General features: G+C 61.8%; 13 protein-coding genes and 3 pseudogenes. 8 read left to right on the top strand and 8 right to left on the bottom strand.

The features are described 5' to 3' along the window. Window positions 1-582: 582 nt before the first annotated feature. The 7 genes and pseudogenes from KGB29_RS24305 to KGB29_RS24275 form a co-directional block, all read left to right on the top strand. A pseudogene (locus KGB29_RS24305) lies at window positions 583-669 on the top strand (gamma-butyrobetaine hydroxylase-like domain-containing protein); the annotation flags it as partial. 66 nt (window positions 670-735) lie between these two features. Then, entirely contained in the window at window positions 736-1968 is a 1233-nt protein-coding gene (locus KGB29_RS24300) for an MFS transporter (protein ID WP_090455685.1), read from the top strand. Further along, window positions 1950-2070, top strand: a pseudogene (locus KGB29_RS24295) (gamma-butyrobetaine hydroxylase-like domain-containing protein); the annotation flags it as partial. The gene KGB29_RS24300 and the pseudogene KGB29_RS24295, both read left to right, overlap by 19 nt. Window positions 2071-2235: 165 nt before the next feature. Next, window positions 2236-2853, top strand: a complete 618-nt coding sequence (gene lexA / locus KGB29_RS24290; protein WP_008016176.1) for a transcriptional repressor LexA — start codon at window positions 2236-2238, stop codon at window positions 2851-2853. Beyond that, complete coding sequence (gene imuA, locus KGB29_RS24285) at window positions 2853-3470, top strand: translesion DNA synthesis-associated protein ImuA (RefSeq protein WP_218543955.1); 618 nt, start codon at window positions 2853-2855, stop codon at window positions 3468-3470. The genes lexA and imuA overlap by 1 nt, the downstream gene beginning before the upstream one ends. A 7-nt stretch (window positions 3471-3477) precedes the next feature. After that, the gene (locus KGB29_RS24280) at window positions 3478-4893 is read left to right on the top strand and encodes a Y-family DNA polymerase (RefSeq protein WP_150815367.1); all 1416 of its coding nucleotides are present in this window, start codon (window positions 3478-3480) and stop codon (window positions 4891-4893) included. Next, the gene (locus KGB29_RS24275; RefSeq protein ID WP_218543956.1) at window positions 4869-7967 is read left to right on the top strand and encodes an error-prone DNA polymerase; all 3099 of its coding nucleotides are present in this window, start codon (window positions 4869-4871) and stop codon (window positions 7965-7967) included. The genes KGB29_RS24280 and KGB29_RS24275 overlap by 25 nt, the downstream gene beginning before the upstream one ends. Window positions 7968-7980: 13 nt before the next feature. Here the strand turns inward: KGB29_RS24275 and KGB29_RS28775 are convergent. The 8 genes and pseudogenes from KGB29_RS28775 to KGB29_RS24240 form a co-directional block, all read right to left on the bottom strand. Beyond that, window positions 7981-8058, bottom strand: a pseudogene (locus tag KGB29_RS28775) (outer membrane lipoprotein carrier protein LolA); the annotation flags it as partial. 41 nt (window positions 8059-8099) lie between these two features. Continuing rightward, window positions 8100-8762 (bottom strand): flavin reductase family protein, encoded by a 663-nt coding sequence (locus KGB29_RS24270; RefSeq protein WP_057714349.1) that lies wholly within the window; start codon window positions 8760-8762, stop codon window positions 8100-8102. 12 nt (window positions 8763-8774) lie between these two features. Beyond that, window positions 8775-10262 (bottom strand): amidohydrolase family protein, encoded by a 1488-nt coding sequence (locus KGB29_RS24265; RefSeq protein ID WP_150814444.1) that lies wholly within the window; start codon window positions 10260-10262, stop codon window positions 8775-8777. Continuing rightward, window positions 10259-11455: an amidohydrolase family protein gene (locus tag KGB29_RS24260; protein ID WP_150814445.1), complete on the bottom strand. Its 1197-nt coding sequence runs from the start codon at window positions 11453-11455 to the stop codon at window positions 10259-10261. The genes KGB29_RS24265 and KGB29_RS24260 overlap by 4 nt, the downstream gene beginning before the upstream one ends. Before the next feature lie 143 nt (window positions 11456-11598). Next, window positions 11599-12675 carry an extracellular solute-binding protein gene (locus KGB29_RS24255; protein ID WP_150814446.1) on the bottom strand — a complete coding sequence of 359 codons (1077 nt, stop codon included), beginning with the start codon at window positions 12673-12675 and terminating at the stop codon, window positions 11599-11601. A gap of 16 nt (window positions 12676-12691) precedes the next feature. Continuing rightward, on the bottom strand, window positions 12692-13480 hold the full coding sequence (locus KGB29_RS24250) for an ABC transporter permease (protein ID WP_057714357.1): 789 nt from the start codon (window positions 13478-13480) through the stop codon (window positions 12692-12694). Then, window positions 13477-14394: an ABC transporter permease gene (locus tag KGB29_RS24245; protein ID WP_090455669.1), complete on the bottom strand. Its 918-nt coding sequence runs from the start codon at window positions 14392-14394 to the stop codon at window positions 13477-13479. Before KGB29_RS24245 ends, KGB29_RS24250 begins: the two co-directional genes overlap by 4 nt. A 1-nt stretch (window position 14395) precedes the next feature. After that, window positions 14396-15481, bottom strand: a complete 1086-nt coding sequence (locus KGB29_RS24240; RefSeq protein WP_057714359.1) for an ABC transporter ATP-binding protein — start codon at window positions 15479-15481, stop codon at window positions 14396-14398. A 140-nt stretch (window positions 15482-15621) separates the two neighbouring features. Here KGB29_RS24240 and KGB29_RS24235 point away from each other — a divergent pair, with 140 nt between their 5' ends. Next, complete coding sequence (locus KGB29_RS24235) at window positions 15622-16311, top strand: GntR family transcriptional regulator (RefSeq protein WP_007973313.1); 690 nt, start codon at window positions 15622-15624, stop codon at window positions 16309-16311. The last annotated feature ends 91 nt before the right edge of the window (window positions 16312-16402 follow it).

The following is a 16402-nucleotide window of genomic DNA, read 5'->3' as shown; positions in this document are numbered from 1 at the left end:
CCGCTGCATCCGCCACCCCCACCACATCCACCGCTGCCCCCGCAACCTCCTGCACTTCCGGAGCCACCAGCGACTTGCGGATTGGGGCTTGATCCAACATCATTTCTAAAATTGAATAGCACTTTTCCAAGTTCGTTGTTTTTCATTTTTTTTACTCGTTGTGTTTGCCACTTGATATTAAGTGGTGCTGCAAGGATTAGTTGATTTTACTGTTGGGTGCAAGCGAGAGAGTTTTGTGTTGTAGGGGGATTCCTGCATGCTTTTAAGATGCGTCCTACATGATGTTAGGAATCTTAGTGGCTTGGTTTTGTTTTAGTGTGGATAGTCTCTAGTGTGGAACTGTGGAATTCCTTTTTGAATCTGTATTTTAGTTTTCGGCAAGCAGAAATGATCCTGCTATGTTGAGTAGAATATTTCTGTAGGAATAAATGTGCGTTTTGTACTTTTTTTATTGATTTTTATTTTCTTCAGGTGCTTATTTTTTTAGAAAGGCGACGAACGGTAGACCTTGTTTTTTGATCGTCCGTTTTGTTCGAGTAAGGAGCGCTGGGCTTTACGTCTGCGGGTTATCGAGTTGCACGCCAGGGCTATGGCCTGCAACTGGTCTTCAGCGATGGGCATGAACGGGGGATTTATCCGTGGGCCTATCTGACTGGACTCACTGGCTGAACCGGCCTCCTGTAGGAGCTGCCGCAGGCTGCGATCTTTTTGCTCTGGTCTCAAGGAAGATTACTTATGATCTCCATTGCCGATCGCTTATCACCTTATGCCGAAGCGCTGAGCGTCTCGTCTTTTCGCAAGTTGCTCATCGGCCAAAGTCTCTCGATGGCCGGCGACGCTATTTGTCTAGCCGCACTGCCAATAGCGCTTATCCGGACCGGCTACGGAGGAGAAGTATTCGGTTTTGTTATGGCGGCAGTCGGGGTAGGGAGCGTGATCGGAGCCCTGGTCGGAGGTTTGCTGGCGGATCGAAAGTCGCCGAAGCAAGTACTGATTTACACCGACACGGCGAGGGGTTTTGCGCAACTGGCCGCGGTGGCGCTGATCGTCTTCGGTGCGTCCTGGTGGTGGCTGGTCTTTGCCTATCTGATATTTGGCATCGGTATAGGGGTTTCCCGTCCGTGCGCTCAGGTACTACTCGTCAATTTGCTGCCCAAGCGAGCACTGGTGGCGGGCAATGGTGCGATGAACTTTGTCGACAACCTGGTCGCTGTGCTGTTTCCCGCGACGCTGGGTGTATTCATCATTTTCTGGGATCCGGTCTGGGGCATATTGATCGATGGTCTGACATTCTTCTGCGCCGCCGTTTATACGGCGATGTTGCCCAATGTGGAGCCTCATGAGTTCGAGGAGGAGTTCTCGATCCGAGAAGCGGTCAATGGCATTGCTATCGTTACCGGCAACTCCACGCTTTTGCTGGGCTTCGCGGCCACCCTCGTGGTGAACGTATTGTGTTTCCCGATTTTCCTGGTCGTCGCGCCCTATGCGATCAGCGATCGATTCAACGAAGAAATGTGGGGGGTGTGTCTGGCCGCCTCGGGATTCGGTGCGTGCATTGGATCAATCATCACGGTGCTTGTTTCCGGACATAAACGACTGATTGGACTTGCAGTGACCTGCGGTTTGTTCCTGGCTGGCGCGATGGCCCTTCTCGGCATGGGAAGCTCGTCCTGGATGGCGATACTGGGGGCGACCCTGGTGGGGATTGTCGAAGCGTCCTGGTTGACTGGTTGGGCCACGGCGATGCAGACACTGTCTCCCGAGAAGGACCTTGGCAAAGTGGTGGCAGTCGATACGTTCTTTACCAGTGGCGTGCACCCCTTCATTTATCTCGGTAGCGGAATCGTCGGCGGGATGGTCGGTTATTCCCAGACCCTTTCCCTCACGGCAATCCTCAGTGCCGTAGGCACACTGTTAATTGTTCTGGTGTCCTTTACGCTCATGCCAAGGATGCGCGGGTTTGGGTGATCGAATTGCACTCGCAGGGGGGATGGCCTGCAACTGGTCTTCAGCGATGGGCATGAACGGGGGATTTATCCGTGGGCGTACCTGGCACAACTCACCCCTTGAGTCACTGAAATCCAATGTGGGAGCGAGCTTGCTCGCGATGCGGCCCGGTCATTCGACACACATGTTGAATGAAAGACCATCGCAAGCAAGCTCGCTCCCACAGGTCACTGGTCCTGCCACCAGATGATTGACGGTCCTTGCCAGGTAAAAGCCAAAAGAGTACAAATGTACTCCATGACGACTCTGACTCCCCGCCGTACCGCCATCCTGACCTTTATCCGCGATCGCATCGCCGAGCACGGTCAGCCTCCGAGCCTCGCTGAAATCAGCGAGGCGTTCGGTTTTGCCTCCCGCAGCGTGGCGCGCAAGCATGTGCTGGCGCTGACCGAAGCCGGGTTTATCGAGGTCAACCCGCATCAGGCCCGGGGCATTCGCCTGCTCGGGCAGCCGCCGCGTCCCGAGTTGCTGGACATTCCGGTGCTCGGCCGGGTGGCGGCCGGTGCGCCGATCGGGGCCGATGCGGAGGTCCATAGCCGCTTGCTGCTCGATCCGTCGATCTTCTCGCGGGTGCCGGACTACATGCTGCGGGTCCGGGGTGACTCGATGATCGAGGACGGCATTCTCGATGGCGATCTGGTGGGCGTGCACCGCAACCCCGAGGCGCTCAATGGCCAGATCGTCGTGGCGCGACTCGACGGCGAAGTCACCATCAAGCGCTTCGAGCGGGTCGGCGATGTGGTTCGCCTGCTGCCACGCAACCCGGCCTACCGGCCGATCATTGTCGAAGCCGACCGGGACCTGGCCATCGAAGGCGTGTTCTGTGGCCTGGTGAGGCAAGGCTGATGGGTGCCGTCGTTGCGCTGGATACGCTGTTCAATGGCGGCCAGGTCTGGAAGGGCCGGCCTGCGCCACCGGCCGCCAGCCCGCAACCCACCGGGCATGCCGCGCTGGACGCCGCATTGCCCAGCGGAGGCTGGCCGGAGGCGGCGCTGACGGAAATCCTCTTGGCCGGGCAGGGCGTGGGCGAGTTGCAACTGGTGTGGCCGACGCTGGCACGGCTGTCGGCGGCGGGCGAGCGCATCGTGCTGGTGGCGCCGCCTTATGTGCCGTATCCCCAGGCGTGGCAGGGTGCCGGGGTCGATCTGCGTCAGTTATCGATCATCCAGGCCAGCGAGCGCGATGCGCTGTGGGCCGCGGAACAATGCCTGCGTTCGGGCAGTTGCGGCGCGGTGCTGTGCTGGCCGCACAAGGCCGATGACCGTGCCTTGCGCCGCTTGCAGGTGGCGGCGGAAACCGGCCAGACCCTGGCCTTCGCCTATCGCCCCCTCAGTGACGCGATCAACCCTTCGCCGGCGGCCCTGCGCATTGCCATCGATGCCCGACCGGCACAACTGCGCGTGCTCAAGTGCCGCGGCGGTCTGGCTCGTTCGGCGCCGATTGCCTTCGCCGTGGGGCATTGAGGTTGCCATGCGCTGGGTCTGCATTGTTTTCCCGCAATTGGCGCTGGACGCGGTATTGCGTCAGCGCGCCGATCCCGATGAGCCCCTGGCGTTGTTGACCGGCCCGGCTCAGCGCCGGGTGCTGCAGGCGGTTAACGACGCGGCGCGGGCGCTGGGGTTGCGTCCCGGTCAGTCCATGAGTGCGGCACAGGCCTTGAGCAAAGGCTTTGCCACGGCTGAATACGACGCCGCCGACATCGAACACTGGCAGCAGTTTCTCGCCGCCTGGGCCTATCGCTTCAGCTCCCAGGTCAGCGTGCATTACCCCCGGGCCGTGGTGTTCGAGATCGAATCCAGCCTCGGTTTGTTCGGCGCCTGGCCGCAATTCGAAGCGCTTTTGCGCCGTGAGCTCGACGAACTGGGATTTCGGCACCGCATCGTGGCCGCGCCCAACCCGGTGGCGGCGCGGGTGCTGGCCAACGCCTATGACGGTCTGGTGGTGCCGGACGATCAAGCCTTGCAGCATCACCTGGGGCAAATGCCTGTCGACCGGATCGGCCTCGAAGCCTCGGTCGCCACGGCCTTGTCGCGCATGGGCTTGCGCACCTTGAGCCAGGTGCAGGCGCTGCCCCGGCATAGCCTGGCCCGGCGTTTCGAGGCTCAGGTGCTCAAGCATCTGGATGCCCTGTCGGGTTTACGGCGGCTGGCGCTGGCGTTTTACCTGCCGCCGGACCGCTTCGATGTGCGGATCGAGCTCAATTTCGATGTGCAGTCCCATCAAGCCTTGCTGTTTCCGTTGCGCCGGCTGACCGGCGACCTGTCGGCGTTCCTCTGTGGTCGCGACAGCGGCGTACAGCGTTTCGACCTGCATCTGGAACATGCCGGGTTGCCGGATACGCTCATCAAGGTCGGCCTGCTCAGCGCCGAGCGCGATCCGGCGATGCTCTTCGAACTGGCCCGGGGGCGGCTGGAGCAAGTCCAGGTCGAGGCGCCGGTGCGCGGCTTTCGCTTGCGCGCCGAGGATTTGCCGACCTTCGTGCCCCAACATCAGGAACTGTTCGACGATCGCCCGCAGCAGTCCTTGCCCTGGGAGCAACTGCGCGAACGCCTGCGTGCACGGCTGGGGGATGACGCGGTGCATGGCTTGGGTTTCCAGGCCGATCACCGCCCCGAGTGTGCATGGCAGGCCAGTGCCGACAGCCAGCCTTGTGTGGTGCCGGCCGCGGTGAAACGGCCGGGCTGGCTGCTGACTGAACCGCTGGCCGTGCATCAGGGCTCGGCGCGCATCCTCATGGGGCCGGAACGCATCGAGTCCGGTTGGTGGGACGGTGACGACGTACGCCGTGACTATTACCTGATCGAAACCCGTGCAGGCCAACAGGGCTGGGCCTACCGGGCGGTCGGTGAGGACGGCCCGCTGTGGTTGCAGGGCTGGTTCGCATGAGCATCGACTATGCCGAACTGCACTGCCTGTCGAACTTCAGCTTCCAGCGCGGTGCCTCCAGTGCCCTCGAGCTGTTCCAGCGCGCGAAAAAACAGGGTTATCAAGCCCTGGCGATCACCGACGAATGCACCCTGGCGGGCATCGTGCGCGCCTGGCAAGCGGCGAAGTCCGTGGAGTTGCCGCTGATCATCGGCAGTGAAATACGCATCGAGAACGGTCCGAAACTGGTGCTGCTGGTGGAGAGCCTCGAGGGCTATCAGGCGCTGTGCCGATTGATCACCCGCGCCCGGCGGCGCACGCAGAAAGGCCAGTATCAGGTGCTGCGCGAAGACTTCAGCGAACCGTTGCCGGGCCTGTTGGCGTTGTGGGTGCCGGACGCTGTCGATGCCTTTGAACAGGGGCGCTGGCTCAAACAGGTCTTCGCCGAGCGCGTGTGGCTGGCGGTGCAGTTGCACCGCGGTCAGGACGATGCCCGGCGCCTGAACGATCTGTTGAGCCTGGCCAGGGAGTTGCGTATTGCGGCCGTGGCCAGTGGCGATGTGCACATGCATGCTCGCGGCCGGCGCGCCTTGCAGGACACCATGACCGCGATCCGTCATCACCTGCCGGTGGCCGATGCCGGGTTGCGCCTGCATCCCAACGGCGAACGCCATCTGCGCAGCCTGAACGTGCTGGGGGAACTTTATCCGCCCGGCTTACTGGCAGAAACGCTGAACATCGCCCGGCGCTGTACCTTTGATCTTGGCCAGTTGCGTTATCAATATCCTCGCGAACTGGTGCCAGAAGGGCACAGCGCAGAGTCCTGGCTGCGGGCGTTGACCGAGCGCGGCATGCGCGAGCGATGGCCCGACGGTGCAAGCGAAAAGGTTCGCGGGCTGATCGACAAGGAGCTCGGGCTGATCGCCGAGCTGGGTTATGAAAGCTATTTCCTGACCGTTCAGGACATCGTCGCCTTCGCCCGGCGCGAGAAGATTCTCTGCCAGGGCCGAGGCTCTGCGGCCAACTCGGCGGTGTGTTTCGCCTTGGGCATCACCGAGATCGACCCCGAGCGAATGAACATGCTGTTTGAGCGCTTTCTCTCCAGGGAGCGCAACGAGCCACCGGATATCGATGTGGACTTCGAGCACGAACGCCGCGAAGAAGTCTTGCAGTACGTGTTCCAGCGCTATGGTCGGACCCGCGCGGCACTGACAGCCGTGGTCAGTACTTACCATGCGGCCGGTGCGGTACGCGATGTGGCCAAGGCGTTGGGTTTGCCGCCAGACCAGATCAATGCCCTGGCCGATTGCTGTGGTCACTGGAGTGATGAAACGCCGCCCGTGGAGCGCCTGCGTGAAGGCGGTTTCGACCCTGAAAGCCCGGTGTTGCGCCGGGTGTTGAGCTTGACGCAGCAACTGATCGGCTTCCCCCGGCATCTGTCCCAGCACCCCGGCGGCTTCGTCATTTCCGAGCAGCCGCTGGATCACCTCGTGCCGGTGGAAAACGCCGCGATGGCCGAACGCACGATCATTCAGTGGGACAAGGACGATCTCGATGCGGTCGGGTTGCTCAAGGTGGATATCCTGGCCCTGGGCATGCTCAGCGCGATTCGTCGCTGTTTCGACTTGCTGCGCCGTCATCGCAACCGGGACTTGAGCCTGGCAACGGTGCCCTCCGAGGATTCACAGACCTACGACATGATCGGTCGTGCAGACACCATCGGCGTGTTCCAGATCGAGTCCCGGGCGCAAATGTCGATGCTGCCCAGGCTCAAGCCCCGCAAGTTCTATGACCTGGTGATCGAGGTGGCCATCGTTCGCCCCGGACCTATTCAGGGCGGCATGGTGCATCCCTATCTGCGGCGACGAAACAAGGAAGAGCTCGAAAGCTACCCCTCCGAAGAGTTGCGGGAGGTGTTGAAACGCACCCTTGGCGTTCCTCTGTTTCAGGAACAGGTGATGCAGATCGCCATCGTCGCCGCCGACTACAGCCCCGGCGAGGCCGACCAGCTACGCCGCTCCATGGCTGCCTGGAAACGCCACGGCGGGCTCGAACCGCACAAGGATCGACTGGCCGCCGGCATGAAGAAAAAAGGCTACACGCCGGAGTTTGCCGCGCAGATCTTCGAACAGATCAAGGGCTTTGGCAGCTACGGTTTTCCCGAGTCCCACGCGGCCAGTTTTGCCTTGCTGACTTACGCCAGTTGCTGGTTGAAATGCCACGAGCCGGCGGCCTTCGCTTGTGCGCTGATCAACAGTTGGCCGATGGGGTTCTACAGCCCGGACCAGATTCTGCAGGACGTCCGGCGCCATCATTTGCAGGTTCGCCCGGTGGACGTGCGCGCCAGCGACTGGGATTGCAGCCTGGAACCGATCAGTGGTGCGCAACCGGCGATTCGCTTGGGGCTACGCATGATCAAGGGCTTTCGCGAGGACGATGCCCGACGCATCGAGGCGGCACGCTCCAAAGGGGCGTTTGCCGACATTGCCGACCTCGGCGAACGGGCGCGACTCGATGCCCGCGCCCAGGAGCAACTGGCCGATGCGGGCGCGTTGCGTGGCCTGGCCGGCGACCGGCATCGGGCACGTTGGGAAGTGGCCGGGGTACAAAAGCAGCTGGGCCTGTTTGTCGGCCTGCCGAGCCGGGAGGAGGATGCGGTGTCGTTGCCCAAACCCACCGTGGGCGAAGACCTGCAAGCCGATTACGCCAGTGTCGGCACCACCCTCGGGCCGCATCCGTTGGCCCTGTTACGCGGTGAGTTGAAGGCGCGGCGCTGCCGTAGTTCGAAGGAGTTGCTGGACGTCGAGCACGGTCGGCCAGTCAGCGTTGCCGGGCTGGTCACCGGCCGACAACGCCCGGCCACCGCCAGCGGCGTGACGTTCGTCACCCTTGAGGACGAGTTCGGCAACGTCAACGTGGTGGTGTGGCGCGACCTGGCCGAGCGTCAGCGCCAGGTGCTGGTCGGCTCGCAGTTGCTCAAGGTCGATGGGCGCTGGGAGAAGGAGGGCGAGGTGCGGCATCTGATAGCCGGACGCTTGAGTGACCTGAGCCCGTTGCTGGACGGTATCAGTGTGCGCAGTCGCGATTTCCGCTGACGACGCGCCCCCCTGTAGGAGCGAGCTTGCTCGCGATGAACCTGAGAGCGCCGCGGGGTGTCAGGTTACCAGCGGTATCGTTGACGACCATCGCGAGCAAGCTCGCTCCTACAGGTTTTGTGCAATTTCTGGTTATTTGGTGGCAGGCCAAAACCGTTCCCCACCCCCCGGCGCATCCGTCCAGGCCTGCAACGAGCGTGTCGGCAAGTCGAAGTAATCCCGCGTACGCGCATAGCCATGCCCGCCCATGCGTCCTATCGCATCCAGCCCCAACTGGTCGATGTACAGGGTTTTCGGATCGATCAGTTCGTCACGCACATGGGCCATCAGCACTTCACCAAAGATGATCTCCCGGGATTGGCCGATGGACAGGGCCATCATCCGCCGACACTCCAGCGCCACCGGAGCTTCGCCGATGCGCGGGCATTTGACCGTGGTGCCGGGGATGGCAGTGAGGCCGGCGGCGGTCAGTTCATCGAAGCCGGGGGCGAAGGGCACGGCGCAGACGTTCATGGCTTCCACCAGGGCATCGCTGACGATGTTCACGGTGAATTCCTGATTGAGCTGGATATTGCGAGTGGTGTCCTTGGGGCTTTGGTCGCCGTAGTTTTCCACGCCCAGGGCGAGGATCGGTGGATCGGCGGAAAGCGCATTGAAGAAGCTGAACGGCGCCGCGTTGATCCGGCCTTCGCCGTCGACGGTGGTGACCAGGGCTATCGGCCGTGGCACGACGCTGCCGATCAGGATCTTGTATTTGTCCCGTGGGCTCAATGTGCTGAAGTCGAAGCTTTGCATGGGCAGAAATCTCTAGAGAAGTGGATCAATCGCGCTCAGTGGTGCCTGTGCGCTGTAGTCGTCGGCGAACGGGATGGCGGGCTGGAACAGGCTTTTCCAGTCCGGTTGATCAAAGGCCCGGTCGCTGTGGCTGCGCATCAATTTTTCGAATTGGCGTTGGGCCTGGCGTTGCAGGGCGGGGTAGTCGAGGCCCTCGACCTGGCCGTCCCGCATCACGCAGCGGCCGTCGATGTAGCTGGCGATACAGTCGTCACCGCGACCGGCCAGAACAAGATTTTTCAGTGGATCGAATAGCGGCCCCAGGTGCATCCCGCGCAGGTTGAACACGGTGATGTCGGCCTTGGCCCCGGGCGCCAGGCGTCCGAGATCGTCGCGGCCCAGTGCCTTGGCACCGCCGAGGGTCGCGGCGTTGTACAGGTCCAGCGTGCTGGTCAGATCGTTACCGCCTTCCATAAGGCGAGCGATGTTCAAGCCCTGACGCATGTTGTCCAGCAAGTCCGCCGGCCAGGTGTCGGTGCCCAGGGCGAAGTTGATGCCTTTGGCCCGATAGCGTCCGAACGAATTCAGCGCCTCGCCATCCCGGGCGAACACCACCGGGCAATGCACCAGGCTTGCGCCACTGTCCACCACCCGTTGCAGGTCGTCATCGCCGCGGGTGTAGATGCCGTGGGGCAGCAGGCTGCGCGGGGTCAAAAGCCCAAGTTGCTGCAACCAGCCCAGTGGCGAGGTGCCGCGCAGTTGCTCGACCATCGCCACTTCACCGAGCCCTTGGCAGCAGTGCAAACGCATCGGTGCGTTGAGTTCCCGGCTCAGCGCGGCGGTGCGTTGCAGCAACGCCGGGGTACAGGTCTGGATGCGATCGGGCAGCAGCGCACCGCGAATCAGGCCGTTGTGCGCGCCGTCGAAATCCCGGAAAAACCGCTCGGTGGCGTCGAGCCCGGCCATTCCCCGGGCTTCGTCCCAGTGGTGCGCCAGGGTTCCATCGGCCTGCCAGTAACTCATGCCGCTCATGTAGCAGGGACCGAGGTAAGTGCGTAGCCCCAGTTCGACGGCTACACCTGCCACCGCCGCAAATTCGTCGTAGGTCTCGGCCCACTCGCGGTAATACATCGAGGTGATCGGCATGGCCGTGGTGATGCCGTTGCGGATCAGTTGGGTGAAGGCGTAGCGGTATTTGAAGACTTCTTCTTCGGGGCTGTAGCTTTCCCGCGATCCACGCGCCAGATACTGCGCCGACCACATCCGGCCCATGTCGCGCTCGTCGCCGTTGTCCAGGGTCAGCACCGTGGAATCGAGATCGCCCAAGGCATCCAGATCGATGAAGCCGGGACCGATCAGCGCATTACCGTAATCAACCCACTGATCCACCGGCCCCGCATAACCACGCCCGACAAACTCGATGCGCGCGCCTTCGAACACCACTTCGCCATCGCGCCACAGCACATGCCGCGTGCCGTCGAAGCCGACCACGCAACTGGCCCGCAAGCCGATGCGCTTCACAGACGGCTTTCCAGCAAACGGCCACCCGCAGCAATCAACTGGCCCGCGCGAAAGACCTGACGCAACGGCCGCGAAACCACCGCCTCACCCAGTGTTTGTACCGGCATCAACAGGAAGTCCGCCGGCTGGCCAATCTCCAGGCGATTGGCTTGGCAACCCAGCGCCTGGGCGCCGTTGACGGTCGCCGCCTCGAACGCTGCCGCCAGTTCTTCGTCCTTGTTCAAGTCGAAGCGGAACGCCAGCAGCATCGCCCGCTCCAGCATGTCGCCGTTGCCCATGGGCGACCAGGCATCACGAATACCGTCCGAGCCCAGGCACACATTCACGCCGGTTTCGCGCAGGGCCAGGAACGGCGGCACCGCGCAATCGGCCGGGGCCGAGCTCATCAGCGAAATGCCCAATGTCGCCAGACGTTCGGCCACCGGTTTGACCTGGCTCCACGGCAACATCCCCAGGCAGTACGCGTGGCTGATCATCACCCGGCCTTGGCGGCCGAAGCGCTCGGTGTAGTCGGCAATCAGGGCGATCTGCCACAGGCCCAGCTCACCTTTGTCATGCAGGTGAATGTCGACGCCCCGGTCGAATTCGCTGGCCAGTTTGAAGACGAAATCCAGTTGTGCGACAGGGTCGTTATCGATACCACACGGGTCCAGCCCGCCGACGTTCTCCACGCCCAAGGCCATGGCTTCGCGCATCAGTTCGGCGGTGCCGGGGCGGCTGATCAAGCCAGTCTGCGGGAACACCACCAGTTGCAGGTCGATCAGGTCGCGGTAGTTTTCACGCAGTTGCTGCATGGCCTCGACATGCCGCAGGCCGAATTCCGGGTCGATGTCGACGTGGCAACGCATGGTCAGCGAGCCGCGGGCGATGCAGTTTTCCAGCAGGGCGCCGGCGCGTTGCGCAATCGGTGTGGTGACTTCACGCAGGATGCGCCGTTCGTTGGCGATGTAGTCCTTGAGGGTCGGGCCGGCACTGTTGGGGCGCCAGGGCTGGCCCCAGAGGGTTTTGTCCAGGTGCACGTGGCTTTCCACCAGGGCGGGGGTGAGCAACTGGTTCTGGCCGTCGATGTCGGTGGCCGACAGGGCTTCGTTCGAAGCGGGGCGGCGTTGGCTGAAGCGGCCGTTTTCGATCAGCAGGTCTTCGGCGGTGGCGCCGTAGGGGCGCACGTTGCGCAGCCAGCGGGGTTGGGTCATGAGTAACCTCAATGAATTCTCTGGTGTCTGTGTTGGCCTCTTCGCGAGCAAGCCCGCTCCCACATTGTCCGTGTGAACACTGGAGATCCCTTGTGGGAGCGGGCTTGCTCGCGAAGGCCGCGACGCGGTTTCAAGTCAAACGATCAGCCCTTGAGCTTGGCCCAAATGCGGTCCTGCAGCTCCCGCGCCTTGTTGCTGCATTCCTTTTCCGGGCGCAGGCGCGCGGCGAATTCGTCGGGCATGTTGATGGCGTCCATCACCCGCCATTTGGCATCGATCAGCTTGTCGCTCTGGATGCCGTTGGCGTAGGCGATGGCGTTGGACACGGCGGCGGCGTTTTCCGGTTTCATCATCCAGTCGATGAAGATCTTCGCGTTGCCGGGGTGTGGCGCGCTTTTCGGTACGGCGAAGTTGTCCTGGAACATTGCCAGGCCTTCACGGGGGTAGACGTACTTGATGGTGCTCTTCTGCAGGGTGGCCCGCGCTGTAGAACCGTTCCAGTTCTGCATCATGATCACTTCACCGCTGGCCATGCGGTCGACCGTGTTGTCCGAGCTGTACATCTTCAGGAAGGGTTTCTGTTTTTGCAGCAGTTCGAGGATGCGCTTGGCGTCCTGCGGGTTTTCGCTGCACTCGTCGACATTCAGGTAGTGACTGGCGGCGTTGATCACGCTGCTGGAGGTGTCGAGGGCGGCGAGCTGACCTTGCAGTTCCTTGCGCGGCTCGAAGAACTCTTTCCACGAGTCGTCAAGCTTGCCGCCGGGCACCCGGGCGCTGTCATAGGAGAACCCGGTGGTGCCCCACAGGTACGGTGCCGAGAACTTGCGGCCGGGGTCGAAGCTCGGGTCGCGGAACGCCGGTTTGACGTACTGGAAGTTGGGCAGGGCCGAGGCGTCGATTTCCAGCAGCAGGTCCTGGTTGATCAGGGTGCGCATGATCGATTGCGACGGCACGATCACGTCGTACGCCGCGCCGCCGGCCTGCAACTTGGCCAGCAGGGTTTCGTTGCTGTCGTAGCCGTCCATGGTGACCTTGATCCCGGTCTCCTTTTCGAACTTGGCCAGCAGCTCCACCGGGTAGTAGTCGGTCCAGTTGTAGAAGAACAGTTCCTTGGGCTCGGCGGCCTGGGCGCTGAACGCCGTGAACGCCGTGAACGCGGTGAAGCAACTCAAGGCCAGACCGGCAACGGCGAAACGCATGCTTTTCACTTTCTTGCTCATATAGAAGTCTCCAGGCTTATTGTTGTTTGCCGCGCTGTCCCAGCCAGAAGGCCAGCACCACCAGCACGATGGAAATCACCAGCATCAGGGTCGAAATCGCGTTGATCTCTGGCGTCACGCCGGCCTTGATGGCCGAGAAGATGTACACCGGCAGGGTTGTGGAGCCGGGACCTGCGACGAAGAAGGTCATGATGAAATCGTCGAGGCTGACCACGAACGCCAGCACCGAACCGGACAGCACCGCCGGCCACAGCAGCGGCAAGGTCACCCGGCGGAACACCTGCCAGGGGTTGGCGTACAGGTCGTTCGCCGCTTCCAGCAGGCTCTTGTCCAGGTCATTGAGCCGCGCGCGGATCGGCAGGTAGGCGAAGGGAATGCAGAAGCCGATGTGCGCGACGATCACCGTCAGCAGACCGAGCTTGATCCCCAGTGCCATGAACAGCAGCAGGGTGGCCACAGCGGTGACGATCTCCGGCAGGATCAACGGCAGGTTGATCCCGCCCTCGACCATTTTCTGTCCGTAGAACGGCCGGTAGGTCGCCAGTGCCGCGAGCAGGGCAATCGCCGTGGCGCAGACCGTAGCGATGCTGGCGACGATGATCGAGTTGAGCGCCGCGGTCTGGATCGACGGGTTGGCCAGGATTCGCCCGTACCAGTCGAACGAGAACTCGGTCCACACCGTCGCCGAGCGGTTGGCGTTGAAGCTGTAGGCGATCAGCACGAATATCGGCAGGTACAGGTAGGCCAGCATCAACAGGCTGACTTCACGGGTCAGGGGCAGTTTCTTCAGGTGCAGGGCGATCATGCTTGTGCTCCCGGGCGTTGGGTCTTGGCGGCTTTGCGGCTATAGAGGGCGTAGAGCACCAGGGACAGCAACATGATCCCCAGCAACAGGAACGACAGCGAACTGCCCAGCGGCCAGTTGCGCGCGGTACCGAACTGCTGCTGGATCAGGTTGCCGATCATCAGCGTCTTGCCGCCGCCAAGGATCGCCGGGGTAATGAAGGCGCCCAGGCTTGGCACGAACACCAGCAAGGCACCTGCGATCACCCCCGGCATCGACAGTGGCAGGATGATCCGCCGCAACGCGTGCCAGCGATTGGCACCCAGGTCATAGGCGGCTTCCACCAGGCGCCAGTCGAGTTTTTCCAGGGTCGAGTAGATTGGCAGGATCATGAACGGCAGGAAGCTGTAAACCAGGCCGACGCTAACCGCGAAGTCGTTGTAGAGCAGGGTGATGCCACCGGCCTGGGGGAACAGCGCGTTGAGGCTCTGGGCGACCCAGCCGTGCTCGCGCAGGATGATCAGCCAGGCGTAGTTGCGGATCAGCAGGTTGGTCCAGAACGGGATGGTGATCAGCAACACCATCAGGTTGCGTCGACGGGGTGTCAGGCTCGACATCCACAACGCCACGGGGAAGCCGAACAGGAAACACAGGACTGTGGTGCCACCGGCCTGGAACACCGAACGCAGCAATGCCTGGGCGTAGACCCAGTTCAGCTCCAGTTCGCCGTCGAAACCTTCCTGGAAAAACAGTTGCACGTAGCTTTGCAATTGCCAGTCGGCCTGCCAGTCGACGCCGCCATAGACGTTGCGCGGCAGCAGGCTGATGTAGCCCATGATGCCCAGCGGAATGGCGATCAGGGCCAGCAGGGTCAGGACCACCGGGCTGAGCAACAGCGCGCGGTTGAGGGCTGGGGAAGTGCTGCTGACGCTCATCTCAGGCCTCCATCAACAGGCAGGCGTGGGGCGGCAGGTTGACCGCGACGCGATCACCCACCACCCGACCATGGTTCAGGCCTTCGTTGTTCTCGCGCAGCATGACCTTGATGTCGTTGTTCAGGCGGCATTGATAGAGCGTGGCCGTGCCGACATACAGCACGGCCTCGATCACACCGCGCAGGTGATGCGGCTGCGTCGGCTCGACCAGTTGCGAACGCTCCGGGCGGAACGCCAGTTGCACCTTGCTGCCGTCAAAGCCCTGGGCCGGGCAGGGGATTTCCACGGGCATGCCGTTGGGCACGAAGAGCTTTTCGTTCTGTTGGCCACGTTTGATATGGCCGGGAAGGAAGTTGATGTCGCCGATGAATTGCGCGACGAACTGGTGTTGCGGCCGTTCGTAGATTTCATTGGGCGAGCCGATTTGCAGGATCTTGCCGGCGGACATCACGGCGATGCGATCGGACAGGGTCAGCGCTTCTTCCTGATCGTGGGTGACGAAAATGAAGGTGATCCCGGCTTCTTTCTGTACGCGCTTGAGTTCGACCTGCATTTCCTTGCGCAGCTTGAGGTCCAGGGCCGACAGCGGTTCGTCCAGCAACAGCACTTTGGGTTTTGGCGCCAGGGCCCGGGCCAGAGCCACCCGTTGCTGTTGGCCGCCGGACAGTTCGGCCGGTTTACGCTTGGCCAGGTGCTGCATTTGCACCAGCGCGAGCATCTCATCGACCCGCTGCGGAATCAGTTTGCGATCAAGGCCCTGCATCTCGAGGCCGAAGGCGATATTCTGCGCAACACTCATGTGCGGAAACAGCGCGTAACTCTGGAACACCGTGTTGACCCGACGCTTGAACGGCGGCAAATCGTTGACCGGCTCGCCCGCGAGGCGGATCTCACCGTCGCTGACATGCTCGAAGCCGGCGATGGTGCGCAGCAGGGTGGTTTTGCCGCAGCCGGAGGGGCCGAGCAGGGTGAAGAATTCGTTGTCGGCAATGTCCACCGAGACGTTATCGAGGGCAGGAGCCAGCCCCGGATCGTCGGAATATCGCTTTGAGACGTTTCGCACTTCGATTGCTGTTGGATGACCCATTATGGTGCATTCCTCTAATTATTGTATGCAAAATCTGGATGCAATTTAGAAATACCCGGATTAATCTGTCCGTGCAAGCCCCTTTTTCAATGGCTGTTCATTCGCCAGGGTCGTTTGCACAGGGCGCAAGGAGTTGATGAATGACGGAAAAGAAACTGGAAACTACGGTCGACCGCGTCTACCAAGGGGTTTACGAGGCGATCAGCAAGCGTTCGTTGCGTCCGGGCATGAAGCTCGGCGAAGCCTCTTTGGCCGAGCTGTTCAATGTCAGCCGCACATCTGTCCGGGCCGCGCTCAAGCAATTGGAGGCCGACGGGCTGGTCACCACCGAGCCCAATAAAGGTGCGTCGGTGTCGCTGCCCAGTGACGAAGAGATCCGTTCGCTGTTCGAAACCCGTCGCCTGGTCGAGATCGGCATCGTCAGCGAACTGTGCCGTCGGCGTGATACGGCGGTAACCCAGGACCTGCGCGATCACTTGCTGTTGGAGGATGAAGCGCATCAAAGCGGTGATCACGAGCGGTTGATTCACCTGCTCGGCGAGTTCCACATCAAACTGGCCCGCAGCCTGAACAACCCGGTGCTGCTCGACTGGTTCCAGAAGCTGATTTCCCGGGCGTCGCTGTATGCCGCCGCTCTGGATGACGACAGCCACGAAGCCTGCCGCGACGACGAACACCTGCGGCTGATCGAATACATCGAAGCAGGCAACCAGAGTGCGGCCATCGAACTGACCTGCATGCATTTGAATGGCATCGAGAAGGCCATTCTGGATGTCGCGGCCACCCTGAAAAGCAGTTACAACCCGCTGAAGCACTTGATCGAGGTGTAGTGCACGGACTCTCGGTTACCGAGGACCAAATTGTGGGAGCGGGCTTGCTCGCGAAAGCGGTGTATCAGCAGACGAATATGTTGAATGACAC

It is taken from the genome of Pseudomonas sp. BF-B-30 (assembly GCF_019956305.1).
Classification (GTDB): Bacteria; Pseudomonadota; Gammaproteobacteria; order Pseudomonadales; family Pseudomonadaceae; genus Aquipseudomonas; species Aquipseudomonas jessenii.
This window is presented reverse-complemented; position numbering and strand designations above follow the sequence as displayed.

Bases quoted from the DNA above. Each gene is read 5' to 3' on its own strand.
- KGB29_RS24280 (WP_150815367.1), top strand. From the start codon at position 3,478: ATGCGCTGGGTCTGCATTGTTTTCCCGCAATTGGCGCTGGACGCGGTA.
- KGB29_RS24300 (WP_090455685.1), top strand. From the start codon at position 736: ATGATCTCCATTGCCGATCGCTTATCACCTTATGCCGAAGCGCTGAGC.
- imuA (WP_218543955.1), top strand. From the start codon at position 2,853: ATGGGTGCCGTCGTTGCGCTGGATACGCTGTTCAATGGCGGCCAGGTC.
- KGB29_RS24240 (WP_057714359.1), bottom strand. From the start codon at position 15,481: ATGGGTCATCCAACAGCAATCGAAGTGCGAAACGTCTCAAAGCGATAT.
- KGB29_RS24260 (WP_150814445.1), bottom strand. From the start codon at position 11,455: ATGACCCAACCCCGCTGGCTGCGCAACGTGCGCCCCTACGGCGCCACC.
- KGB29_RS24250 (WP_057714357.1), bottom strand. From the start codon at position 13,480: ATGATCGCCCTGCACCTGAAGAAACTGCCCCTGACCCGTGAAGTCAGC.
- KGB29_RS24235 (WP_007973313.1), top strand. From the start codon at position 15,622: ATGACGGAAAAGAAACTGGAAACTACGGTCGACCGCGTCTACCAAGGG.
- lexA (WP_008016176.1), top strand. From the start codon at position 2,236: ATGTACTCCATGACGACTCTGACTCCCCGCCGTACCGCCATCCTGACC.
- KGB29_RS24245 (WP_090455669.1), bottom strand. From the start codon at position 14,394: ATGAGCGTCAGCAGCACTTCCCCAGCCCTCAACCGCGCGCTGTTGCTC.
- KGB29_RS24270 (WP_057714349.1), bottom strand. From the start codon at position 8,762: ATGCAAAGCTTCGACTTCAGCACATTGAGCCCACGGGACAAATACAAG.
- KGB29_RS24255 (WP_150814446.1), bottom strand. From the start codon at position 12,675: ATGAGCAAGAAAGTGAAAAGCATGCGTTTCGCCGTTGCCGGTCTGGCC.